At 60.0% G+C, this 24,426-nt stretch carries 23 protein-coding genes; 8 read left to right on the forward strand and 15 right to left on the reverse strand.

Annotated elements, in window-relative coordinates; all coding sequences use genetic code 11:
• Window positions 1-8 precede the first annotated feature (8 nt).
• Complete coding sequence (gene narL, locus EDF75_RS07600) at window positions 9-659, forward strand: two-component system response regulator NarL (protein WP_041146087.1); 651 nt, start codon at window positions 9-11, stop codon at window positions 657-659.
• Here narL and EDF75_RS07605 read toward each other — a convergent pair.
• The 6 genes from EDF75_RS07605 to nasR all read right to left on the reverse strand — a co-directional run bounded on the left by EDF75_RS07605 (window position 656) and on the right by nasR (window position 9,629).
• A complete protein-coding gene (locus EDF75_RS07605) occupies window positions 656-2,032 on the reverse strand; it encodes a YchO/YchP family invasin (RefSeq protein WP_133598268.1) in 1,377 nt (458 codons plus the stop codon). The genes narL and EDF75_RS07605 overlap by 4 nt on opposite strands.
• Window positions 2,033-2,224: 192 nt before the next feature.
• Entirely contained in the window at window positions 2,225-5,062 is a 2,838-nt protein-coding gene (gene nirB, locus EDF75_RS07610) for a nitrite reductase large subunit NirB (protein WP_463671426.1), read from the reverse strand.
• 174 nt (window positions 5,063-5,236) lie between these two features.
• On the reverse strand, window positions 5,237-6,025 hold the full coding sequence (locus EDF75_RS07615; protein WP_041146090.1) for an ABC transporter ATP-binding protein: 789 nt from the start codon (window positions 6,023-6,025) through the stop codon (window positions 5,237-5,239).
• A gap of 8 nt (window positions 6,026-6,033) precedes the next feature.
• Window positions 6,034-6,927, reverse strand: coding sequence for a nitrate ABC transporter permease (ntrB, locus tag EDF75_RS07620; RefSeq protein WP_041146091.1), 894 nt, complete (start codon window positions 6,925-6,927; stop codon window positions 6,034-6,036).
• Window position 6,928: 1 nt separating this feature from the next.
• On the reverse strand, window positions 6,929-8,185 hold the full coding sequence (locus tag EDF75_RS07625) for a CmpA/NrtA family ABC transporter substrate-binding protein (protein ID WP_133598271.1): 1,257 nt from the start codon (window positions 8,183-8,185) through the stop codon (window positions 6,929-6,931).
• A 247-nt stretch (window positions 8,186-8,432) separates the two neighbouring features.
• Entirely contained in the window at window positions 8,433-9,629 is a 1,197-nt protein-coding gene (gene nasR, locus EDF75_RS07630; protein ID WP_133598273.1) for a nitrate regulatory protein NasR, read from the reverse strand.
• 68 nt (window positions 9,630-9,697) lie between these two features.
• Here nasR and EDF75_RS07635 point away from each other — a divergent pair, with 68 nt between their 5' ends.
• Both EDF75_RS07635 and EDF75_RS07640 read left to right on the forward strand, forming a co-directional pair.
• Complete coding sequence (locus tag EDF75_RS07635; RefSeq protein WP_045858961.1) at window positions 9,698-10,051, forward strand: DsrE/DsrF/TusD sulfur relay family protein; 354 nt, start codon at window positions 9,698-9,700, stop codon at window positions 10,049-10,051.
• 239 nt (window positions 10,052-10,290) lie between these two features.
• Entirely contained in the window at window positions 10,291-10,533 is a 243-nt protein-coding gene (locus EDF75_RS07640) for a DUF1883 domain-containing protein (protein WP_076947669.1), read from the forward strand.
• Between the two features lie 69 nt (window positions 10,534-10,602).
• Here EDF75_RS07640 and EDF75_RS07645 read toward each other — a convergent pair whose 3' ends face one another.
• Both EDF75_RS07645 and chaB read right to left on the reverse strand, forming a co-directional pair.
• Window positions 10,603-11,283: a gamma-glutamylcyclotransferase gene (locus tag EDF75_RS07645; RefSeq protein WP_133598275.1), complete on the reverse strand. Its 681-nt coding sequence runs from the start codon at window positions 11,281-11,283 to the stop codon at window positions 10,603-10,605.
• A 152-nt stretch (window positions 11,284-11,435) separates the two neighbouring features.
• Window positions 11,436-11,666, reverse strand: a complete 231-nt coding sequence (chaB, locus tag EDF75_RS07650) for a putative cation transport regulator ChaB (RefSeq protein ID WP_041146096.1) — start codon at window positions 11,664-11,666, stop codon at window positions 11,436-11,438.
• A 265-nt stretch (window positions 11,667-11,931) separates the two neighbouring features.
• Between chaB and chaA the strand changes: the two genes are divergently transcribed.
• Entirely contained in the window at window positions 11,932-13,032 is a 1,101-nt protein-coding gene (gene chaA, locus EDF75_RS07655; RefSeq protein WP_123708327.1) for a sodium-potassium/proton antiporter ChaA, read from the forward strand.
• Between the two features lie 96 nt (window positions 13,033-13,128).
• Here the strand turns inward: chaA and kdsA are convergent, their stop codons facing one another.
• The 6 genes from kdsA to hemA form a co-directional block, all read right to left on the reverse strand.
• Entirely contained in the window at window positions 13,129-13,983 is an 855-nt protein-coding gene (kdsA, locus tag EDF75_RS07660; RefSeq protein WP_041146098.1) for a 3-deoxy-8-phosphooctulonate synthase, read from the reverse strand.
• A gap of 95 nt (window positions 13,984-14,078) precedes the next feature.
• A complete protein-coding gene (gene sirB1 / locus EDF75_RS07665) occupies window positions 14,079-14,891 on the reverse strand; it encodes an invasion regulator SirB1 (RefSeq protein WP_133598277.1) in 813 nt (270 codons plus the stop codon).
• 3 nt (window positions 14,892-14,894) lie between these two features.
• Window positions 14,895-15,287 (reverse strand): invasion regulator SirB2, encoded by a 393-nt coding sequence (sirB2, locus tag EDF75_RS07670; protein WP_133598279.1) that lies wholly within the window; start codon window positions 15,285-15,287, stop codon window positions 14,895-14,897.
• The gene (gene prmC / locus EDF75_RS07675; RefSeq protein WP_133599405.1) at window positions 15,284-16,138 is read right to left on the reverse strand and encodes a peptide chain release factor N(5)-glutamine methyltransferase; all 855 of its coding nucleotides are present in this window, start codon (window positions 16,136-16,138) and stop codon (window positions 15,284-15,286) included. Before prmC ends, sirB2 begins: the two co-directional genes overlap by 4 nt.
• Window positions 16,138-17,220: a peptide chain release factor 1 gene (gene prfA, locus EDF75_RS07680; RefSeq protein WP_045858977.1), complete on the reverse strand. Its 1,083-nt coding sequence runs from the start codon at window positions 17,218-17,220 to the stop codon at window positions 16,138-16,140. Before prfA ends, prmC begins: the two co-directional genes overlap by 1 nt.
• A gap of 42 nt (window positions 17,221-17,262) precedes the next feature.
• Window positions 17,263-18,519, reverse strand: a complete 1,257-nt coding sequence (gene hemA / locus EDF75_RS07685) for a glutamyl-tRNA reductase (RefSeq protein ID WP_095101968.1) — start codon at window positions 18,517-18,519, stop codon at window positions 17,263-17,265.
• Window positions 18,520-18,790: 271 nt separating this feature from the next.
• Between hemA and lolB the strand changes: the two genes are divergently transcribed.
• The 4 genes from lolB to dauA all read left to right on the forward strand — a co-directional run bounded on the left by lolB (window position 18,791) and on the right by dauA (window position 23,187).
• Window positions 18,791-19,402 (forward strand): lipoprotein insertase outer membrane protein LolB, encoded by a 612-nt coding sequence (lolB, locus tag EDF75_RS07690; protein ID WP_095101965.1) that lies wholly within the window; start codon window positions 18,791-18,793, stop codon window positions 19,400-19,402.
• Window positions 19,402-20,250 carry a 4-(cytidine 5'-diphospho)-2-C-methyl-D-erythritol kinase gene (ispE, locus tag EDF75_RS07695; RefSeq protein ID WP_166646161.1) on the forward strand — a complete coding sequence of 283 codons (849 nt, stop codon included), beginning with the start codon at window positions 19,402-19,404 and terminating at the stop codon, window positions 20,248-20,250. The genes lolB and ispE overlap by 1 nt, the downstream gene beginning before the upstream one ends.
• Before the next feature lie 183 nt (window positions 20,251-20,433).
• Window positions 20,434-21,381, forward strand: coding sequence for a ribose-phosphate diphosphokinase (prs, locus tag EDF75_RS07700; RefSeq protein ID WP_004863536.1), 948 nt, complete (start codon window positions 20,434-20,436; stop codon window positions 21,379-21,381).
• A gap of 126 nt (window positions 21,382-21,507) precedes the next feature.
• A complete protein-coding gene (gene dauA / locus EDF75_RS07705; protein ID WP_133598282.1) occupies window positions 21,508-23,187 on the forward strand; it encodes a C4-dicarboxylic acid transporter DauA in 1,680 nt (559 codons plus the stop codon).
• On the opposite strand, the gene EDF75_RS07710 is transcribed toward dauA, so the two are convergent.
• Entirely contained in the window at window positions 23,188-24,231 is a 1,044-nt protein-coding gene (locus EDF75_RS07710; protein WP_133598284.1) for a MerR family transcriptional regulator, read from the reverse strand. It abuts the gene before it with no gap.
• Window positions 24,232-24,426 lie beyond the last annotated feature (195 nt).

Raw genomic sequence — 24,426 nt, forward strand, 5'->3', positions numbered from 1 at the left:
AGAACCCCATGAGTCAACAGGAACGGGCAACCATCCTTCTCATTGACGATCACCCGATGCTGCGCACCGGCGTTAAACAGCTGGTTAGCATGGCATCCGACATTCAGGTGATCGGCGAAGCCAGCAACGGCGAACAAGGTATTGCGCTGGCGGAGTCGCTGGATCCAGACCTGATCCTGCTGGATCTCAACATGCCGGGCATGAACGGCCTGGAAACCCTCGATAAGCTGCGCGAGAAGTCGCTCTCTGGCCGGGTGGTGGTATTCAGCGTTTCCAACCATGAAGAAGACGTGGTCACCGCCTTAAAACGCGGCGCCGACGGCTACCTGCTCAAGGACATGGAGCCGGAAGATCTGCTGAAAGCCCTGCAGCAGGCGGCTGCCGGTGAGATGGTGCTGAGCGAGGCGTTAACGCCGGTGCTGGCGGCCAGCCTGCGCGCCAACCGCGCCACCTCGGACCGCGATATCAGCCAGCTGACCCCGCGCGAGCGCGATATCCTCAAGCTTATCGCCCAGGGCCTGCCGAACAAAATGATCGCGCGCCGTCTGGAGATAACCGAAAGCACCGTGAAAGTACACGTTAAGCATATGCTGAAGAAAATGAAGCTGAAATCGCGCGTCGAAGCCGCGGTTTGGGTACACCAGGAGCGCGTTTTCTAGGGCAGCTCTCGCCAGGATACGCCCTCGGCCGAGAATTTTACCAGCGGCTCGGTCAGCGCCAGTGCGATCTCATTGGATGAGACGCGCTGACCTGTTTTATCTTCAACCACCACCGACAGATGCCACAGGTTGGTCGCGCCGGGTTCACCGCTCCAGGCCGGCAAAATCACGCTCCAGCCGTCAGGGCTATTGGCATCTACCGGCGACGTCAAACTCAGCAGCTGCGTATCCCCTTGCCATTTCAGCGATTTAATCCCATGCAGGCTACGAACCTGCAGCTTAAGCTGTACCGTTTCCCCCGACTGCAGATCCCACGGCGGCGTCGCCAGATAGGCCGACAGCGATTTACGCTGACGATACTCAACCACCGGCAAATTATCGCGCTCCGGGCTGTCGTAGCGGCTGCCGCGCAGGGAGCGGCTGATCGCCACCTCGTCGGCCGCCAGCTGCTGCTTTAACGGCACGCCGAAGCGATAGTTTAGGTTCAGCCCGACGTTATTCTGGCTGATCCCGCTTTCGCCCTGCTTATGCTTCGCCGTCACCGTGACCAGCGGAACCGGGGTGTAGTTGAGCCCCACCGAGACCGCCACCGGGTTATGGTAGCCGGTCCCGGAATGGAACAGGTCAACGCTGTCGCCGAAATACTGCTCGACGCTGACGCTGGTATTAATATGCTGATAAAACGGCAGCCGCGCCTGGGCCGTGACGTCGTAGCCGCTTGCCATCCGCTGCTCCTGGGTCAGGCTGTCGCCCTGCTGCCAGCTCCCCACCGGGTGGTAGTAATTAGCCGACAGGCGCACCGACTCTCCCCACGCCTCGGCCCCGATGCTGCCGCGCGCCAGGCGCTCATCCAGCACCTTATCGTAGAAGGAGTTATAGCCCAGCAGCCATGTTCCAACCCGCCAGCGCTGCCCCAGGCCGATATTGCCCACAAGGCCGCTATCGCGCTGGGTCACCGAATACTGATTCCAGGTGAGGAAATCGCCGTTATCCTGCAGCGGCACGAACCAGCTGCCCTTGCTGCCGGTAAAGCGCCCCTCCTTATCCACCAGAAAATCGACGTTGGCGTTGCCCCACGGCGATAGCCAGCTCTCCAGCTGCTGGCTGACCTCGGAGCCAATCCTGCCGATCGCAAACATCCGCGCCTGCTCGCCGGTTGTAAGGCCATTATCGCTCATGCTGGCTTCGCCGAATTTCTTCGCCATTTCGGCAAAATGCTGCGCATCCTGATCAAGCTGGGGAGCGATGCCGAGATCGGGCAGCGCCGTCTGTTTCTCGCTGAAGGCGTTGCTTCCCTGCAGGGCACGAGCCGGTGCGCCGGCCAGCAGCAGGAGGATGGGGAGGAGTGGCGTAAAGCGGAATAGCAAAGGCATTAAACGGATGACAGAGGCTCGCGAAGGATGGCAACAGAACCTAAGTTTATCGTTTTTTACCATCGCCCGCAGCCCCCGGGCCAATTTCAGGAATATGCTGAATCTTCCGCCCGGGGATTATTTTCCGTTAACAGCGCGTTCAGTTCCGGGATACGGGAGCCCGGCAGGAGTCGTTCGTTCGGGTCTTCGCCATCAGGAAGCCTCCGCGCGCGCCAGCAGAACCTGGTTGCCCACCCACACTTTGCCGTTCTCCACTTTTATCGGCCAGGCGCGTACCGCCTGCTCGCCGCCGTCGCAGGCGCGGCCGTCGCGCAGGCGAATGCGCTGTTTGTAGAGCGGAGAGATGACGATCGGCTCTCCTCCGGCGTCGCCGAGGATCCCGCGCGACAGCACGTTGGCGTCGCTACCGGGTTCGAGGTTATCGAGCGCGTAAATCTGCTCGCCAAAGCGGAACAGCGCTATCTGCCGCTCGCCGAGCCGCGCGCCGATCCCGGCCTCGGCGGGGATCGCCTCGAGATCGCAAATCGCCTGCCACGGTCGGGCCGAAGGCGCGCCTTCATGCAGCACGGGCGCCGCCACCGGCTGCGGCTGGCCGCGAAGCGGCTGGCGCTGCACCGCATCGTCCGGCTGCTCGCTGTTGACATAGGAGCGGAACAGCGACAGGCGCTGCGGATCGTTAAGGGTGGTTTGCCACTCGCACTGGTAGCTGTCCACTACCCGCGCCATCTCCTGCTCCAGCTCTTCGCCGATCCCGAGGCTGTCCTCGAGGATCACCTCGCGCAGATAGTCGATGCCGCCCTCAAGGTTGTCCAGCCAGGTGCTGGTTCGCTGCAGGCGATCGGCAGTGCGGATATAGAACATCAGCAAACGGTCGACGGTGCGGATCAGCGTCGCATCGTCGATATCGCTGGCAAACAGGTCCGCATGGCGCGGCTTCATGCCGCCGTTGCCGCAGACGTAAAGATTCCAGCCCTTCTCGGTGGCGATCACCCCGATATCTTTGCCCTGCGCTTCGGCACATTCCCGCGTGCAGCCGGAGACCGCCATTTTGATCTTATGCGGCGCGCGCAGGCCCTTGTAGCGATGTTCAAGGGTCACCGCCAGGCCGGTAGAATCCTGCACGCCGTAGCGGCACCAGGTGGAGCCGACGCAGGATTTCACCGTGCGCAAGGATTTGCCGTAGGCGTGGCCGGTTTCAAACCCGGCATCCGCCAGCTCGCGCCAGATGGCCGGCAGCTCTTCCAGACGAGCGCCAAAGAGATCGATCCGCTGGCCGCCGGTAATTTTGCTGTACAGCTGGTAGCGTTTGGCAATCTGCCCGATGGCAATCAGGCCGTCAGGCGTCACCTCGCCGGCCGCCATCCGCGGCACCACCGAATAGGTGCCGTCCTTCTGGATGTTGGCGAAGTAGCGGTCGTTAGTATCCTGCAGCGGCAAATGCGCCGGCTTCAGCAGATATTCGTTCCAACAGGAGGCCAGCACCGAGGCCACCAGCGGTTTACAGATTTCGCAGCCGTGCCCCTGGCCGTAGCGGGCAATCAGCTGTTCAAAGGTACGAATGTGATTCACGCGCACGAGGTGATAAATCTCCTGCCGCGACCACGGGAAGTGCTCGCAGATATCTTTTTTGACCTCGACGCCCTGGGCGGAGAGCTGATACTCCATCACCTGCTTGACCAGCGCGCTGCAGCCGCCGCAGCCGGTCGCGGCTTTGGTACAGCTTTTGATCGCTGCCATATCACCCGCGCCGCCGCTGACCGCCTGGCAAATATCGCCTTTACTGACGTTATGGCAGGAGCAGATTTGCGCGCTGTCCGGCAGCGCCGCCACGCCGAGCGCCTTCGGCGCGCTGCCCTCAAGGGCCGGCAGGATCAGGCTTTCCGGGCGCGACGGCAGCGCCATGTCGTTGAGCATCATCTGCAGCAGGGTGGAGTAATCGCTGGCGTCGCCCACCAGCACGCCGCCAAGTAGCTTTTTGCCATCCTGGCTGACGACGATTTTTTTATAAATCTGCTCCGGTCCGTGGGTCCACTGATAGCTCTGACTACCGGGCGTGCGCCCCTGAGCGTCGCCGAAGGAGGCGACGTCGATGCCCAGCAGCTTGAGCTTGGTGCTCATATCCGCCCCGCCGAAGCGCGCCTCTTCTCCGGCCAGATCCGCCGCCGCCGTTCTCGCCATCTGATAGCCCGGCGCCACCAGGCCGTAAATTTTATTCTCCCACAGGGCGCACTCGCCGATGGCCAGCACGTCCGGGTCGGAGGTGCGGCAGCGATCGTCGATACAGATACCGCCGCGCTCGCCCACCGCCAGCCCGCTGCTGCGCGCCAGCGCGTCCTGCGGGCGGATACCGGCGGAGAACACCACCATATCGGTGCTGAGCGAGCCGCCGTCGGCAAAGTTAAGCGCCAGCCCGCTGGCCTCGCGGACGATCTGCTGGGTCGCCTTGCTGGTATGCACTCCGACGCCAATATCGCTAATTTTTTCCCGCAGCATGGCCGCTCCCGGGCCGTCCAGCTGCACCGCCATCAGGTTCGGCGCAAACTCCACCACGTGGGTTTCCAGCCCCAGCTGCTTGAGCGCATTGGCGGCCTCCAGCCCCAGCAGGCCGCCGCCAATCACCACTCCGCGCTTCGCCCCGCTGGCGCAGGCGGCGATCCGGTCAAGATCGTCCAGCGTACGGTAGACGAAGCAGCCGTCAAGATCGTTTCCCGGGACCGGCGGAACGAAGGGGTAAGAGCCGGTGGCCAGCACCAGCTTGTCCCAGTGGGTTTCGTGGCCGTGAGCATCGCGAACCACCCGCGCCTCGCGGTCAATGGCGGCCACCGGCTCGCTGAGGCGCAGCTCAATCCCGTTGTCGGTAAAGAAGTCGCCCTCCACCAGCGACAGCGATTCCGCGCTGCGGCCGGCGAAATATTCCGACAGATGCACCCGGTCATAGGCGGCGTAGCGCTCTTCGCAGAACACCACGATACGATACTGTTGATGCAGGTTACGGCTGACGCATTGCTCAAGAAAGTGGTGACCGACCATGCCGTGTCCGATCAGCACCAAAACAGGTTTTGTCATAGTGATTTGTCCTGCAGCACGCGGCTGCATTGAAGAAGGTTGAAAAAGCCATTCTGGCGATCCGCGGGTTTCCGGCCGCGCCGTCAGCGGGGCTGAACGGCTCAAGACCGGTCACCTTCAGGCGAGTAGCGCCGCCCCCTACGCCGCTTTCGGCTGTTTTTCGTAGAGGAAGTGCAGGATCTGCTGGCGCAGGTGGTGATAGCGGCTATCGTCCGCCAGCTGCACGCGATTGCGCGGCCGGGGGAGATTGATATCGAGGATTTCACCGACCGTCGCCGCCGGGCCGTTGGTCATCATCATCACCCGGTCCGACAGCAGCACCGCCTCATCAACGTCGTGGGTAATCATCACGATGGTGGTGTTCAGCGCCTGCTGAATTTGCATGACCGCGTCCTGCAGATGGGCACGGGTCAGGGCGTCGAGCGCGCCGAAGGGTTCATCCAGCAGCAGCACCTTTGGCTTCATCGCCAGCGCCCTGGCGATCCCCACGCGCTGCTTCATTCCCCCGGAGATTTCCCCCGGGCGCTTGTGCAGCGCATGGCCCATCTGCACCCGGTCGAGATTGTGCTCAATCCACTCCCGGCGCTCGGCCTTGCTCATGGTGCGGCGAAAGACCCGATCCACCGCCAGCGCGACGTTGTCAAAGCAGGTCAGCCACGGCAGCAGGGAGTGGTTTTGAAACACCACCGCCCGCTCCGGCCCCGGCCCGGCGATTTCGCGGTTATCGCACAGCAGGCCTCCTTCCGTCGGCAGCGTAATCCCGGCAATCAGATTCAGCAGCGTCGATTTTCCGCAGCCGGAGTGGCCGATCAGGCTGACGGTCTCCCCTTCGTAGATATCGAAGGAGACGTTTTGCAGAGCCAAAAACTCGCCGCTGGCGGTATTGAAACGCTGGCTGACGGCCTGTACCTGAATTAATGGTTTCATAGCGACTCCTATTTTTCCTGCCAGCTGAAGCGGCGGGCGATAAGCATGAGGCCCTGCTCAAGCAGCAGGCCGACGACGCCGATAATGACGATGGCGATAATGATGTTTTCTACGTTGAGGTTGTTCCATTCGTTCCAGATCCAGAACCCAATCCCCAGACCGCCGGTGAGCATTTCAGCGGCGACAATCACCAGCCAGGCGATGCCTATCGACAGGCGCACCCCGGTCAGCACGGCGGGCAGCACCGCCGGAAAGAGAATGCGGCGCATCACCGTCCATTCGGAAAGCTGCAAAACGCGCGCCACGTTCAGATAGTCCTGCGGGATACGCCGGACGCCTTCGGCGGTATTGATCACCATCGGCCAGATAGAGCAGATAAAGATGGTCCAGCTCGACGCGGGCTCCGCTTTCTGGAACAGCAGCAGGCCGATTGGCAGCCAGGCCAGCGGGCTGACCGGACGCAGCAGCGCGATCAGCGGATTAAACATGCGGGCGAAGAACAGCGAACGGCCAATCAGGAAGCCCAGCGGAATGCCGACCAGCGCCGCGAGGCCGAAGCCCACCGCCACGCGCTGCAGCGATGCCAGCACGTTCCAGCCGATACCCATGTCATTAGGGCCGTCCTGATAAAACGGGTCGGCAAACAGCGTCAGCGCCGAATCAAGCGTGCTGAGCGGCGTCGGGAAGCCTTTACCGTTAATCGCCGCCATCTGCCAGCAGAACAGGAGCAGCCCCAGCCCCAGCAGCGGCGGCAGCACCCGCTGGACGCCTTCGCGCAGCCAGCGCGTGACGGCGGGCGTTGGGCGACGGACCTGCACCGGCGGCAGGATAATGACTTCGCCCGGCGCTTTTTCAGCGCTGGCGACTGCAGGTTGAGTACTATTTTTTTGCGCGTGTTTCATCTCATGCCCCCATACGTTGAATCGCAAAGCCGCGGGCGTAGCCTTCAGGATCGGCCCCCGTCCAGACCGTTCCGTCCATCAATGTGCTGCTGCGCATCACCTGACCCGGCGCGCTGATGCCGCCAACGGCCTGCGCCGCCTCTTTCCATACGTCAATTCGGTTAATACGCTGCGCCACCGCCTGATAATCCGGCGCCGCTTTAAGCAGCCCCCAGCGTCGGAACTGGGTCATGAACCACATGCCATCCGACAGCCACGGGAAGCTAACTTCGCCGCGGTCGTAGAAACGAATCGGGTGCGCGTCCTGCCAGCTGCGCCCCAGTCCGTTGTCGTATTCACCCAGCATCCGCCCGGTGAGGTACTGTTCTTTGGTATTCAGCCACGCGCGTTTCGCCAGGATGCGCGCCGTCTCGCGGGTGTTCTCTGGCGAAGCCTCTATCCAGCGCGAGGCCTCCATTACCGCCGCAACCAGCGCCCGGGCGGTATTCGGATTACGCTCCACCCACTCGCTGCGGGTGCCGAGAATTTTTTCCGGATGATCCGGCCAGATATCCTGAGAGGTGGCGGCGGTAAAACCGATGCGATCGTTGATGGCCCGCGCGTTCCACGGCTCGCCGACGCAAAAGCCCACCATGTTGCCGATCCGCATGTTCATCACCATCTGCGGCGGCGGCACGACGACGGTGCGCACATCCTCAAACGGATTGATGCCACCGCTGGCCAGCCAGTAATAGAGCCACATCGCGTGGGTGCCGGTAGGAAAGGTATGGGCAAAGGTGTAGCTACCCGGCGCGCTCTGGCCAATCAGCCGCTTCAGGCCGGGAAGATCGGTTACGCCTTTGTCCTGCAGGTCCCGTGACAGGGTGATGGCCTGCCCGTTGCGGTTGAGGGTCATCAGGTTGGCCATGGACTGCGGTTTGCTGGCAATACCCAGCTCGAGGCCGTACAGCAGGCCGTAGAGGATATGCGCCGCATCCAGCTCGCCGGAGATCAGCTTGTCGCGCACCGCCGCCCAGCTGGCCTCTTTGGTCGGCACAAGGGTAATGCCGTATTTTTTATCAAAGCCTTTCAGCGACGCGATCGCCAAAGGCGCGCAGTCGGTTAGCGGAATAAAGCCCACCCGCACGGTGGTTTGCTCCGGCTTATCGGAGCCTGCCGCCCACGCTGACTGCATCAGCCCAGGCAGCAGCATCGCGCCGCCAAGCGCGGCCCCTGCCTGTAGAAAACGCCGCCGTGTCATCGAAATCTTATCGCCCATACCCGCTCCAGAACGCGCAAAAAAAAGCGCCCGACAGTGCTTACGCACTGCAGGACGCCTTTATCCATGGACCCGCATGCCGCCGTTGGCCTGCTGCCCAAAAATGGTGAACTAACTCGATTTAGCTAATGCAAACGGGATGCCAGTTTTCCATATGGCTGTTTTTGCCGGTTTTCCCCCCGCTGCAGCGGCGGTCAGGGCCAAAATTGCACCGTCTACAGGCAGAGAATGCCCACTCATTGTGCACCTACTCCTTTGGGGTTAGCGGCCATAATGACTTGACCATCAGCAGGGCGCGGGCGATTTCCACCATCCGCTGATTCTTATCCATCGCCATCTTGCGCAGCGCCTGCCAGGCCTGCTCTTCATTCATCCCCTGGTGGGACATCAGGACGCTTTTGGCCTTCTCAATGACCTTACGCTCTTCGAGACTATCCTTTAGCGACGCCAGCTGGCCGGAGAGCTGCTGCAGCTCATACGCCTGCTGGCGAACCAGCGGCAGCAGCTGCCTGTCCAGCCGTCGCGCAACGTCATCGCCGCCGTCCTCTTCCGGCCAGCGGTCGGGCGGCATCTCCGGCCCGCTCCCCTGCAGCAGCCGATCGGCGGCGTCGAGCAGATCGCTAATCAGCCGCTCTTCCAGACCGCGCATCAGCTCCAGACGCTGCGTCTGGGCGCAGAACCAGCGCAGCGCCGTCTCGCCGCTATCCTCCGAGGGCTGACGGGTACAGGCGATACGCCGAAGCTGCTCTATTTCGAGGCCGGCCTGGCACTGCTCATTAAACAGCGCGGTCTGCGCCGCGTCGGCCAGGGCCAGAAAGCTGTCAAAGCACGGCTGCTGCCCGTCGATACGGTCCACCAGCAGCTGGCGCAGCTCGTCGCTGAACTGGCCGCGGGCAAAGCCCAGCGCCCCCAGCGCGCGCTCCTGCCCCACCAGCTCCTTGCCCTGCATAAAGCTGTAGAGCGCCACCATCCTTCCGGCAATCTGCGGATCGTCGATGCTGTCATTGAGCTGCGGGACGATATTCAGCAGGTGCCGGATAATGCGGCTGAACTGGCCGGTCGCCTCTTCGGCGGCGATAGTGCGCAGGCGCACCGCCTCGCGCAGGGTGGGAAGCTGATCGAGATACCACACCGCGCTGGCGATACGCCAGCACAGGGCGCTGCTGGCGCTGGCGCGCGCCGGCTCCAGCGCCTGGCGAAAGGCGGCCAGCTGTTCATTCACCAGCGCCCCGCCGGCCCGACACTCCGCGGCGTAGAGCCGGCCGCCGGAACATAGCCAGATATTGGAGGCTCCGCGCTCGCACTGCAGCATATGCACCAGGGCGCTTATCTGATTGGCCAGCGCGCCCTGCTGCGCCAGCTGACGCAGCTGCTGCCTCTGGAGCTGGCGCGCATGTTGGAACCAGTCGTTTGCTTCAGGCACGGTGCCGGCCGTATTATTCATGCTCTCTCCAGGGTTAACGCTTTATACTTCAGCTAAGCAATAACCGTGCCTTATACAAAGGAGTCCTTATGCAAAGTATTGTGCTTATCGCCAACGGCGCTGCCTACGGTAGCGAATCCCTGTTCAACAGCCTGCGCCTGGCGATTGCCCTGCGCGAACAGCAGTCCGAACTGACGCTGAAGGTGTTTTTAATGTCCGACGCGGTTACCGCCGGGCTACGCGGTCAAAAACCGGCGGAAGGCTATAACATTCAGCAGATGCTGGAGATCCTCACCGCGCAGGACGTGCCGGTGAAGCTGTGCAAAACCTGTACCGACGGCCGGGGGATAACCTCCCTGCCGCTGATCGATGGCGTTGAGATCGGCACGCTGGTTGAGCTGGCGCAGTGGACGCTGGCGGCGGATAAAGTCCTGACCTTCTGAGTTAACCCTCTTTAGCAGGATTAAATACCAGGCTGGCAGCGTTTATTGCGTTAAAAGATATGCCAGCTGAATGCTTTCAGGAACAACGTCATTTTTGTTGAATCTTTATCCTTTTTTTGATCAAAATCATCATCCGTACCTTCCCCATTTGGTGTTATGCCATGAGCAAAGTGTGAACAATATCACGCGCAGGATTGAACGGGCAGGATGCCGTGGGCTGACAAAGACGGGGTTGGAAAATGGCAATGGTAAAAGCAAGTTTGACGTTGTTTGGCGGTGATACGCTGGTGGTGCGTTGTTCAGAGCGCTGCCATATTCACCTGATGAGCGCGAAGGTTCCAGGCGACAGCCACGCGGATGTGCTGAGCGTGCAGGATCGGGACAGCGCGTATATGACCGTGCCCTACAGCGGCACCTGGAACGTGCTTATCGATAGCCACAGCCAGTCGCTGGAGCACTCAATCAGCTACGTTCCCGCCTGAGGCATCCGCTGAACGCGTTGCGACCGCAGCGTCAAACGTCTCTTCATGCCCGGGTCTCCCGGGCATTTCTCAGGCCAGCCCCGGCTGACCGCAATCGCCCAACAGATTTCGCACCTTGCCGACCAGCTCGTCGAGGCAATCATCGTGCATGCCGAGCTTGCGCAGCTCCTGCTCGAGCGAGAAAAGGTACTGGGCGTTGGTGCCAAGCGGACCGCTGGCTTTGGCGATCAGCGGCGCGATCACCTGGGCGCTGGTATCGGCTTCGAACAGCGGATGACGCGGATCCATAATGAAGACCAGCGCGTTGACCGTCCGACCGTCGTCGAGCTCCAGCTTGCACCAGGTCGGCAGATAGCAGCCGGTGATCATCTCTCGCTTCCACAGCAGGGTGAGCTCCTCTTCCAGCGTGCAGTCCGGCAGGCGATAGGCGACGCCGGTGGTGCGCCCGCCCTCCTTCAGCGCCAGCATGCGCCCCGGCTGATGCGCGCTTCCGCGCCCGGCGGTGAGCCGCAGGCAAAAGGCGCGGTGCCAGCCCGGCAGCGTACCGGTACAGGACTCGCGATACTCGAGGGCCGGGTTCCACATCAGCGAACCGTAGCCAAAAATCCATACCGATCCCGCGTCCGGACGACAGGCTAAAGTGGCCGCCAGGGAGGCTGCCCGTTGCTCTGCCGACCAGAGTAGCGATTCCTCAATAGCGCCAAACGCCGTTTTACAATCCGCATTGATTAAGAAATCACGTGTTAACACTTTCTACTACCTCCGCCACTGCCCGCTTCCCGGCGTTTATCTGATGCCATCCTTGTGAAACATTCTTGTGAAACATTGCTGAATTATTATCCAGCTTTATTTGGCAATTAGCAATTAACGCTGCTCAGGCGCCGCGCGGGTAGCAGGATCGGCTATGACTTCCTGTGCCAGCGGTCATCGTCTCCCTTTTGATAGTCATGTTTTACCGCCGCCCAGGCCACTTTATGCGCCGTCTCTTCGCGGCTGGCGTCGCCCCGACGGTCCTCGCTATGCTTGTACTGGTCCCAGGCGCTATTAAAGGCTTCTTTATAAATCTCCTGGGCATGTTCAGGCAGGACGTGGCGGACGCTGTCGGGTAGGTCTTTTTTACTGTGATAAGGCATAGTGTTCTCCAGAAAGGGGCTGGAATTTAAGTCTGGAACGCAATATTGCCCTACGCAAGGCGGGAGGGAGTGAGAAGTTGACTTTAGTAATTATCTGAATAGTAAATATAAAAGTGCAATAACAGCAGGTTATAGCAATCTAACACCATTAGTGGTTGATAGCGGTAAATTTAAGTAAAAAAAGCAATCAATTCCCGTAATGTCTGTTATTTTATCAACTTACAGTATCTATAATTATAACACCTGCACAATATGGAGATGGTTCATGACCCATGCACATGAGGCGGTAAAAACCCGCCACAAGGAGACGTCCCTCGTATTTCCGCTGCTGGCACTGGCGGTGCTTTTCTTCTTCGGAAGTAGCCAGTCACTGCCAGTGGTTATTGCGATTAATATTCTGGCGTTAGTCGGCATTCTCAGCAGCGCATTCAGCGTAGTACGCCACGCGGACGTGCTGGCCCACCGCCTGGGCGAGCCCTACGGTTCGCTAATTCTAAGCCTGTCGGTCGTCATTCTTGAAGTTAGCCTGATTTCCGCGCTGATGGCCACCGGCGACGCGGCGCCGACGCTGATGCGCGACACCCTGTACTCGATAATCATGATCGTTACCGGCGGCCTGGTCGGCTTCTCGCTGCTGCTGGGCGGGCGTAAGTTTGCCACCCAGTACATGAATCTGTTCGGCATCAAGCAGTATTTAATCGCCCTCTTCCCGCTGGCGATTATCGTGCTGGTGTTTCCCATGGCCCTGCCTGGCGCCAATTTCTCCACCGGCCAGGCGCTGCTGGTGGCGCTTATTTCGGCGGCCATGTACGGCGTTTTCCTGTTGATTCAGACCAAAACGCACCAGAGCCTGTTTATTTATGAGCATGAAGATGACGGCGACGACGACGACCCGCATCACGGCAAGCCGTCGGCGCACAGCAGCGGTTGGCACACCGCGTGGCTGCTCATTCACCTGATTGCGGTGATTGCGGTGACCAAGATGAACGCCAACCCGCTGGAGACGCTGCTGACCAGCATGAACGCGCCGGTGGCCTTTACCGGTTTCCTGGTGGCGCTGCTGATCCTCTCCCCGGAAGGCCTGGGTGCCCTGAAGGCGGTGTTAAACAATCAGGTACAGCGCGCGATGAATCTGTTCTTCGGTTCGGTGCTGGCCACCATCTCTCTGACCGTTCCGGTCGTGACCCTGATTGCCTTTTTAACCGGCAATGAGCTGCACTTTGGCCTCGGGTCGCCGGAGATGATCGTAATGGTTTCATCCCTGGTGCTGTGCCAGATCTCTTTCTCGACCGGACGCACCAACGTGCTCAACGGCGCGGCGCACCTGGCGCTATTCGCCGCCTATCTGATGACCATTTTTGCCTGATTCACCTCCCCCGGCCGCGCGACGCGGACCGGGGGAGGATGCATAAAAAAGCCTGCCGGTTTTGCAACCGGCAGGCTTTTGTCATATCAGGGACCGCTACTTGCTGGTATCCAGCTCGTCAAATCCTTTAACCAGATCGTCGATTGCCTTCATTTGCTTGAGGAACGGCTCCAGCTTATCCAGCGGCAGCGCGGACGGGCCGTCGCATTTCGCATGTTCCGGGTCCGGGTGCGCTTCAATAAACAGGCCGGCAATACCTACCGCCATACCGGCACGCGCCAGTTCAGCAACCTGCGCACGGCGACCGCCAGAAGCGGCGCCAAACGGGTCACGGCACTGCAGAGCGTGGGTGACGTCAAAGATAACCGGCGAGTTGTTGGAGGCTTTTTTCATCACCCCAAAGCCCAGCATATCAACAACCAGGTTGTCGTAGCCGAAGTTAGCGCCGCGGTCGCACAGAATAACCTTGTCGTTGCCGCCTTCAATAAACTTGTCGACGATGTTGCCCATCTGGCCCGGGCTCACGAACTGCGGTTTCTTAACGTTGATCACCGCCCCGGTTTTCGCCATCGCTTCAACCAGGTCGGTCTGGCGAGCGAGGAACGCCGGCAGCTGAATCACGTCAACCACGTCGGCCACGGCCTGCGCCTGGCTGGCTTCATGAACGTCAGTGATGATTTTCACGCCGAAAGCCTGCTTCAGCTCCTGGAAAATCTTCATCCCTTCTTCCAGACCCGGCCCGCGATAGGAGTGGATGGAAGAACGGTTGGCTTTATCAAAAGAGGCTTTGAACACATAAGGAATGCCCAGCTTCTGCGTCACCGTCACGTAGTGTTCGCAGATACGCATCGCGAGATCGCGGGATTCCAGCACGTTCATCCCGCCAAACAGGACGAAAGGCAGGTCGTTTGCTACGTTGATATCACCAATGCTAACCACTTTTTGTTTCATAAGATCGCCTTATCAGGGTGTAACCGGAATCATTCCAGATAAATACGCGTCATACCTAAAAACCGCCTCAGCGCGGCGTATTTCGCGTATATCGACTAATGCAATGTAATTTGTTTGTGCGAAATCGTGTTGATTTGCGCGCGGATCATTTCGCTGATCGGGTCTTCAGGACACTGTTCGACGAAATAGTTCAGATCCAGCAGCGCAACGTGGTCGCACTCGAGCTGGGCGTAGATCAGCCCGCGGTCGCGAATTTCGTACGGATCTTCCGGATTGAACTGCAGCAGCGCTTCGCTGGCGCGCAGGGCCAGCTCCATCTGCCGCTCTTCCATCAGCGCCGATTTTAAGGTGTCGAGCAGCTTGTGGATCACTTCCGCGTTATCCGCTTCATCAAGATCCTCATTGAACAGCTCGGCCACCGGGCTAATATTGCCCTTCAGCCACACTTCCAGCGTGTGCTCGTTGAGCGTTTCCCCGTTGAACGGGTTAATCAGCCACATCTCTTCGCTGGTTTCAGGGTCCGCGCGCAGCAGCATCTGCGTCGGGAAAATCACCGGCACCACCGGCAGAGACATGCGCTGGGCAATCCACAGCACAATCGCCCCCAGCGACGCGGCGCTCCCCTGGCGGTTAATCAATACCTTATCGATCCACAGGGCATCGGACAGCCGGTAGACGCCGTGGGAGTCCCTGAAGCCCCATTCATGATAGAAAAGCTCCAGCAGCCGCTCCAGCTGACGCTCCTGATCCCACGAGGTCGCGATCTCTTCCTGCGCCAGGCTCAGCAGCCGCTCCAGCTCGTCCTGCACGTAATCCGTTGGAAAGTCGTCGCGGATCAATTCAGAAATGAGGACCATTCCATCGCACAGTGGCGTTTTATTAAATTCGAAATCAGCTAGTGACCTCATGACTTACCCCAGTAACGGTGTTCTTGTGATGGCGAGTTGTATGATGATGAACAACACCACCAAAGCCAGCAGGAAGGCGATAAACCTGCTCTGCTGGCTGCGCGGACGCCGACGGCCCAGCGCGATAAAACCCAATGCGATGTAAATAATAACGCCAAATAGCTTCTCAGTCAGCCATGTGCCGTCTTCAGTAAACGGCAGATAGTGCGTTATTGCCATTAATCCGGCGCCGCTGAGAAAGAGCATCGTGTCGCTGCAGTGCGGGACGATGCGTACCCAGCGGCGGTTAAGCCACGGGCTGCCGCTGTAGCTCCACCAGTAGCGTAACGCGAACAGGCTGACCGACACGACCACCGCCGCAATATGCAGATACAGCACTGCGGTAAACAGATTCATACGCCAACCTTCTTATCCATAGCCGGAAAACGTCCTAACGTCAGGCGGTCGTTATCGCCGTAATCGCGGCAGGTCACCACGTCGAGATATCCCGCATCGTGGAACAGGCCGCGCACCGCGGCGCCCTGCTTCCAGCCGTGCTCCAGCAGCATTAAGCCGCCAGGGGTCAGGAAGCGACGTCCTTCGCGAACGATGTGCGCCAGATCGGCAAGGCCGCTATCGGCGGCAACAAGCGCCGTTTTCGGCTCGAAGCGAACGTCGCCCTGCGCAAGATGCGGGTCGGTTTCGTCGATATAGGGCGGGTTGCTGACGATGATTTCAAACCGCTGGCCCGCCAGCGCGCTGAACCAGTTGCTCTGCAGCACCGTCACGTTGGTGATGGCAAGCTGAGACGCGTTGCGCGCGGCTAGCGCGGCGGCGTCGGGCATAAAATCGACCGCCGTCACCCGACAGTCAGGACGCTCGCTGGCCAGCGCCAGCGCAATCGCGCCGGTGCCGGTGCCTAAATCGAGGATCCGACACGGCGTCGCCGGCAGCCGCGCCAGCGCCTGCTCGACGAGACACTCGGTGTCCGGACGCGGAATCAGGGTTGCCGGTGACACCAGCAGCGGCAGCGACCAGAATTCGCGCTGACCGACCAGATGCGCGATCGGTTCGCCGCGCTGGCGGCGGCTCAGCAGCGCCTCCAGCTCGGCCAGCTGGTCATCGGTCAGCGCCGTTTCGCCAAAGGCGAGGAGGTAAGTCCGCGCCCTGCCGGTCACGTGTCCCAGCAGGATCTCCGCGTCGCGGCGCGGGCTTTCGCTGTCGCTCAGTCGGGCAATCGCCTGCGCCAGCCACTGTTGAAAAATCATCATTCCTGCTCGGAAAGCGCTGCCAGCTGATCGGCCTGGTACTCCTGGACAATCGGCTCAATGAGCATATCCAGCTTACCTTCCATCGTTTCATCCAGCCGGTAGAGCGTCAGGTTGATGCGGTGGTCGGTCACGCGGCCCTGCGGGAAGTTATAGGTACGGTTACGATCGCTACGATCGCCGCTGCCCAGCAGGTTACGTCGGGTAGACGCTTCCGCCTGCTGACGCTTGGCCACTTCGGCGGCGCGAATGCGCGAGCCCAGCACCGACAGCGCCTTGGCCTTGTTCTTGTGCTGAGAGCGTTCGTCCTGACACTCAACGACGATACCGGTCGGCAAGTGGGTAATACGAATAGCGGAATCGGTGGTGTTAACGTGCTGCCCGCCCGCCCCGGAGGAGCGGAAGGTATCGATACGCAGGTCGGCCGGGTTGATGTCCGGCATTTCGGCTTCCGGCAGCTCCGGCATCACCGCGACGGTACAGGCGGAGGTGTGGATACGCCCCTGCGATTCGGTCGCCGGTACGCGCTGCACGCGGTGGCCGCCGGACTCGAACTTCAGCCGGCCGTAGACGCCGTCGCCGCTGATTTTGGCAATCACTTCTTTATAACCGCCGTGCTCGCCTTCGTTGGCGCTGAGGATCTCCACGCGCCAGCGGCGGGCTTCCGCGTAGCGGCTGTACATGCGGAACAGATCCCCGGCAAACAGCGCCGCTTCGTCTCCGCCGGTACCGGCGCGGACTTCGACAAAGGCGTTACGCTCATCGTCGGGATCTTTCGGCAGCAGCAGAACCTGCAGCTGCTGCTCCATCTCTTCGCTCTTATCTTTCGCGTCGCGCAGCTCTTCCTGCGCCATTTCGCGCATCTCCGGATCGTCAAGCATCATCTGCGCGGTTTCAATATCATCCTGCACCTGGCGCCATTCGGTATAACAGCGTGCAACGTCGCTCAGCTGCGCGTACTCGCGCGACAGCGCGCGGAATCGATCCTGATCGGCGATGGTCGCAGCATCCCCCAGCAGCGCCTGAACTTCCTCATGGCGTTCGTACAGAGCTTCCAGTTTGGCAACAATAGAAGGCTTCATAGGTGTGAATTAACCCTGTCCTGAAAAAAGAGAGAAATGGCGCTATTCCAGCCCGAGGCTGTTGCGCAGAATATGCAGGCGTTCATCGTCCCCGTCACGGGCAGCCTGCTGAAGAGATTTGGTTGGCGCGTGGATCAGGCGGTTGGTCAGCTTACGCGCCAGGTCCTGCATGATTTCCTGGGCATCACCGCCCTGCTCCAGCGCCGCCAGCGCTTTCAGCGTCAGCTCCTCGCGGACCTGTTCGGACTGGGAGCGATATTCGCGGATAGTCTCGCTGGCGCTCTGGGCGCGCAGCCAGGCCATAAATTCGCTGGTTTCCTGCTCGACGATCGATTCCGCCTGTACCGCAGCGGCTTTACGCTGCGCCAGGTTGTGCTGAATGATGTTTTGCAGGTCGTCGACGCTGTAGAGATAGGCGTTCGCCAGCTTGCCCACTTCCGGCTCGACGTCGCGGGGCACCGCGATATCGACCAGCAGCATCGGCTGATTGCGGCGCGCCTTCAGCGCACGCTCCACCATCCCTTTGCCAATTATCGGCAGCGGGCTGGCGGTGGAAGTAATAATGATATCGGCGTCTTTCAGCCGTTCATCGATGTCGCTCAAGGCGATAACCTCAGCGCCGACTTCATCAGCCAGCACCTGGGCGCGTTCACGGGTGCGGTTGGCAATGACCATTTTGCGTACGTGGTGCTCGCGCAGGTGGCGAGCCACCAGCTCGATTGTCTCCCCGGCGCCAACCAGCAGTACGGTAACGCTGGAGAGCGATTCAAAGATTTGTCGCGCCAGCGTACAGGCGGCGAACGCGACGGAGACCGCGCTGGCGCCAATGTCCGTTTCGGTGCGCACGCGCTTAGCAACGGAGAATGACTTCTGGAACATCCGCTCCAGCTCGCTGACGTTGAGATGCCCGCGGCTGGAGTCCGCAAAGGCTTTTTTAACCTGGCCGAGGATCTGCGGCTCGCCGAGCACCAGCGAATCCAGGCCGCTGGCGACGCGCATCAGATGGCTGACCGCATCGTTATCCTGGTGCCAGTAGAGGCTGTTTCGCAGATCGTCTTCATTAAGATGGTGGTAATCACACAGCCAGCGGATGAGCACTTCCTGCAGATTATCCTGCTCCTCAACGCTGAGATAGAGCTCCGTGCGGTTACAGGTCGACAGCACCACACCTCCCTGCACCATTGGCTGAGCCAGCAAGCTCTCCAGCGCCTCATCGAGCGTGTCCGGCGAAAACGTTACGCGTTCTCGCAGCGCTATCGGGGCTGTTTTGTGATTAATGCCAAGAGCTAAAAGGGTCATTGTGAGGGAGTAGTACCAGCGTTGCTAAGGTTAGTCTGAGCGCATCATACAGGATGCGCGGAATCAATAAAAGAGACGCTCCCCTTTTGGAGTAATAGCCAATGCGTAACAGCCACTAACGGTAATTTTTTGATTTCAGACAATTTGAACGTAGACGCTACCGCCGGGCAACGCTAGCATTAAGAGTTATAATTGTAACCCGCTACACAAATCGTGTGCGTATTCACCCTTCGCCGGATTTCACTGTAGACATCAAGGATTTGTCATCATTATGAATCGACTGCTCCGCCTGTTGCCCCTGGCAAGCCTGGTCCTGACCGCCTGTACCCTCAACGCCCCGAAAGGCCCCGGTAAAAGCCCGGACTCACCGCAGTGGCGTCAGCACCAGCAGGATGTCCGCAATCTTAGCCAGTTCCAGACCCGCGGCGCCTTTGCTTATCTTTCAGACGAGCAAAAGGTTTACGCCCGTTTCTTCTGGCAGCAGACCGGTCAGGATCGCTACCGCCTGCTGCTGACCAACCCGCTGGGCAGTACCGAGCTGTCGCTGACCGCGCAGCCGGGCAGCGTGACGCTGATCGATAACAAGGGTCAGACCTATACCGCAACCGACGCGGAAGAGATGATTGGCCGCCTGACCGGGATGCCCATCCCGCTGAACAGCCTGCGCCAGTGGATCGTCGGCCTTCCGGGCGATGCCACCGATTATACCCTCGATCAGCAGTATCGTCTGAGCACCCTTAACTATACGCAAAACGGCAAAACCTGGCGCGTCACCTACGGCGGATATACCAGCGATACCACGCCATCGCTGCCGGCTAATATGGAGCTCAACAACGGCAGTCAGCGCATCAAGCTGAAAATGGATAACTGGATTGTGAAATGATGACCCGCTGGCCCTCTCCCGCGAAGCTGAACCTGTTTTTGTATATAACCGGGCAGCGCACCGACGGTTATCACCAGCTGCAGACGCTGTTCCAGTTTCTCGACTATGGCGATACGTTAACCATTGAGGCGCGCGATGACGGCGAGCTGCGTCTGCTGACGCCGGTGGACGGCGTGCCGAATGAAGAGAATTTAATTATTCGCGCCGCCAGGCTGCTGATGCAGGCGGCGGCAGAACGCGGGCGGCTGCCATCCGGCAGCGGTGCCGATATCAGCATTGAGAAGCGCCTGCCGATGGGCGGCGGGCTGGGCGGCGGTTCGTCCAACGCCGCCACGGTGCTGGTGGCGCTGAATCAGCTTTGGGGCTGCGGGCTATCGGAAGACCAGCTGGCGACGCTTGGGCTGCAGCTCGGCGCCGATGTACCGGTTTTCGTCCGCGGTCATGCGGCCTTTGCCGAAGGCATTGGCGAAATTCTGACCCCGGTCGAACCGCCGGAAAAGTGGTACCTCGTCGCTCACCCCGGGGTCAGTATTCCGACTCCGGTCATCTTTCGCGACCCCGAGCTACCACGAGACACCCCGATCAGGCCAATAAATACGTTGCTAAAATGTGAATTTCGCAATGATTGCGAGGTTATCGCAAGAAAACGTTTTCGCGAGGTTGATGCGGCGCTTTCCTGGCTGTTAGAATATGCGCCGTCGCGCCTGACTGGCACAGGAGCGTGTGTCTTTGCTGAATTTGACACCGAATCTGCCGCTCGTCAGGTGCTGGAGAAAGCCCCGGAATGGCTACAAGGCTTTGTTGCGCGAGGAGTTAACATCTCGCCGCTCAGGCTAGCCCTACCCTAAGTTGCTCCGCGTTAAGCGTGAGTAACGATAAGTACGCCGGGCAAATTGAGTTACGGTGACAACGTCACCCTGTTCCAGACGTTGCATCGCTCTCTTTAAATACACCGCCTGGATGAAACGACGCCGCCGCACAGTTTTTGGCCCTTTTCATCCACCACTGGACGCATGCCTGAGGTTCTTCTCGTGCCTGATATGAAGCTTTTTGCTGGTAACGCCACCCCGGAACTAGCACAACGTATTGCCAACCGCCTGTACACTTCTCTTGGCGACGCCGCTGTAGGTCGTTTTAGCGACGGCGAAGTCAGCGTACAAATCAATGAAAACGTACGCGGTGGTGATATTTTCATCATCCAGTCCACTTGTGCTCCCACCAACGACAACCTGATGGAACTGGTTGTTATGGTTGATGCCCTGCGTCGCGCTTCGGCGGGTCGTATCACTGCTGTTATTCCTTACTTCGGCTATGCTCGTCAGGACCGCCGCGTTCGTTCCGCCCGTGTGCCAATCACTGCTAAAGTGGTTGCGGACTTCCTGTCCAGCGTTGGCGTTGACCGCGTGCTGACCGTTGACCTGCACGCAGAACAGATCCAAGGCTTCTTCGACGTTCCGGTTGATAACGTATTCGGCAGCCCAATCCTGCTGGAAGATATGCTGCAGCTGAATCTGGATAACCCGATCGTGGTTTCTCCGGACATCGGCGGCGTCGTGCGCGCCCGCGCTATCGCCAAACTGCTGAACGATACCGATATGGCCATCATCGACAAACGTCGTCCGCGCGCTAACGTCTCCCAGGTGATGCATATCATCGGCGACGTGGCAGGCCGCGACTGCGTCATGGTTGACGACATGATCGATACCGGCGGCACGCTGTGCAAAGCAGCAGAAGCGCTGAAAGAACGTGGTGCTAAACGCGTCTTTGCTTACGCCACTCACCCGATTTTCTCCGGCAACGCTATCCAGAACATTAAAAACTCTGTGATTGATGAATTCGTCGTCTGCGATACCATCCCGCTGGCGCCAGAAATCAAAGCCCTGGAAAAAGTTCGTACCCTGACGCTGTCCGGTATGCTGGCAGAAGCGATTCGTCGTATCAGCAACGAAGAATCTATCTCTGCTATGTTCGAGCATTAATCGAGCCCGGCCAAGGAAACCCGCTGAGGCGGGTTTTTTTGTCTCTTAAACCAATTTGTATGACCATTGCCTCCTTCACCTGCCATATTAGTTGACAGATGATGCGCCCATGGATGAAACATTATCGTGAATAGATTATTTTCCTCACACGTGATGCCTTTCCGCGCCCTCATCGACGCCTGCTGGAAAGAAAAATATACCGTTTCGCGCTTCACCCGCGACCTGATTGCCGGGATAACGGTGGGGATTATTGCGATCCCGCTGGCAATGGCGCTGGCAATTGGCAGCGGCGTAGCGCCGCAGTACGGACTCTATACCTCCGCCGTAGCCGGGATCATCATCGCTCTGACCGGCGGCTCGCGCTTTAGCGTTTCCGGGCCGACCGCCGCCTTTGTGGTGATCCTCTACCCGGTATCGCAGCAGTTTGGCCTCGCCGGGCTGCTGGTCGCGACGCTGATGTCCGGCATTTTTTTAATTCTCTTCGGCCTCGCCCGCTTCGGCCGGCTGATTGAATATATCCCGCTCTCGGTGACCCTCGGGTTCACCTCAGGTATCGGGATTACTATCGGTACCATGCAGATTAAGGACTTCCTTGGCCTGCAGATGACGCACGTGCCGGAGCACTATTTGCAGAAAGTCTCCGCGCTGATTATGGCGCTGCCGACGATCAACGTTGGCGACGCCGCGATTGGCATCGTGACGCTTGCAATCCTCATCATCTGGCCGCGCCTTGGGATCCGCCTGCCGGGCCATCTTCCCGCGCTGCTGGCGGGCTGTGCGGTGATGGCGGTTGTCACCCTGCTGGGCGGCCACGTCGCGACCATCGGCTCCCAGTTCCACTACACGCTCGCCGACGGCAGCCAGGGAAGCGGCATTCCGCAGCTGCTGCCGCAGCTGGTGCTGCCCTGGGATATGCCGGGCTCTGATTTCACCCTCAGCTGGGCCTCGCTGCAGGCGCTGCTGCCGGCGGCGTTCTCCATGGCCATGCTCGGCGCCATTGAGTCGCTGCTGTGCGCGGTGGTGCTGGATGGTATGACCGGCACCAAGCATAAGGCGAACAGCGAGCTGATCGGTCAGGGTCTGGGCAATATCGTCGCGCCTTTCTTCGGCGGCATTACCGCGACCGCGGCGATTGCCCGCTCGGCGGCCAACGTGCGCGCCGGTGCGACCTCGCCGATCTCCGCGGTGATCCATGCGCTGCTGGTGATTATGGCGCTGCTGATCCTCGCCCCGCTGCTCTCCTGGCTGCCGCTTTCGGCGATGGCGGCGCTGCTGCTGATGGTGGCGTGGAATATGAGCGAAGCGCACAAGGTGGTGAATTTGCTGCGCTATGCGCCGAAGGACGACATCGTGGTCATGCTGATGTGCATGTCGCTGACGGTGCTGTTTGATATGGTCATCGCGATCAGCGTCGGCATCGTACTGGCTTCGCTGCTGTTTATGCGCCGTATCGCCCGCATGACGCGCCTGGCCCCGGTCAACGTCGACGTGCCCGACGACGTGCTGGTGCTGCGGGTTATCGGCCCGCTGTTCTTCGCCGCCGCCGAGGGGCTATTTAACGATCTGGAAACGCGTATTGAGGGTAAGCGGATCGTGGTGCTGAAATGGGATGCGGTGCCGGTGCTGGATGCCGGTGGCCTGGATGCCTTCCAGCGCTTCGTGAAAAAGCTGCCGGAAGGCTGCGAGCTGCGGGTGTCTAATCTTGAGTTTCAGCCGCTGCGTACCCTGGCACGCGCCGGCGTCCAGCCCATTGCCGGACGCCTGAGCTTCTACCCCGATCGCAACGCCGCGCTGGCGGATATTTAACTAGCGGGATGCGGGCGTTCGCGCCTGCATCATCACCCCTATCGCCTGCTGGAGCCAGCCGAGCACCGGCGGCGTCATCCACGTCCCCTTCATCAGATGCGGTTCGCACTCCATCGCGTGGCGAAACTTTTGCTGAGTCTGCGGGCTGGTGCCGGCATACGACTGGAACAGTTCCAGCCACTGCCGCGCCAGCTTTTGCCCGGACTCGGATGCCGGATCGGTCTGCTCAGCGCAGGCCTGATGCAGCGCCGATACCAGCCCCGGCCACTCCATCAGCCGATCGAAGTAGTGTTCACGGGTAAACGCCAGCTCCTCGGCGTTGAGATAGCGCGCCCAGATCGCGAGCTTGCTTTGCGCAAAGGCGTGGGTAATGTAGTCCACAATCTCGGGCGTAATGCCGGTTTGCGCGCGCATTTGCGGTTCCGTAGCGTGCATCTCATTGAGCCGGGTGAGAAATTCCGGTCGCCCGGCGGTATCAAGCTCCAGGCGCTCCATCCAGCGGGTGGCCAGCGCCATCGCCGACGGCGAGTCAGGCGGGCAGCTCTCCTGCATCAGCCGCTGCGCGTCAATAACCAGCGCCTGCCAGATTTGATTGCGCTGTTCATCCTGCTCGGCGAACGGCAGCGTTTGTAACTCCTGCGGACTAAACCAACGATCGTACATTTTCATAAGCTCCAGGGTCTGTAGCCAGGACTCCAGATCGGGTTCACGGCCGCTACCCAGTTCGTCGCGGAGCAGCACCAGCCTTTCGCGCAGCGTTGAGATAGTGCGCAGCTGCGTATCGAGGGTGGTAATTTGCTGCACCAGCAGATCGGATAACGAAAGCGAACCGCGATCGAGATGCTCCTTAATAGCCGCGAGTTCCAGCCCGGCCTGTGCCAGCGCCTTAATCATATGCAGCCGCTGAACGGCCGCCAGATCGTATAGCCGATAACCCGCCGCGCTTCTGGCCGAAGGCGTCAGCAGCCCGGTTTGTTCATAGTGATGTAGCGTACGGACGGTCATTCCGGCGCGTTTCGCCAGTTCCCCCACCTGAATTAACATGACTGCTCCTTTTGCCTGCCAGTGGCGCTACTCTGCAGCCTGACGTTACGTCAGGGTCAAGCGCATATTTATCAACTGGGGCAACAATATCAGCGGGACGGGCGTTGCGGGAGTAAAATAAGCGGGAGTAATATAGTCAGCCAGCCGTCAGGACGAAGGCTGGCTGTAGAGCGGATACGTTGACAAAATTGCACC

Origin of the sequence: Klebsiella sp. BIGb0149 (assembly GCF_004362605.1) — a bacterium.
Classification (GTDB): Bacteria; Pseudomonadota; Gammaproteobacteria; order Enterobacterales; family Enterobacteriaceae; genus Klebsiella; species Klebsiella terrigena.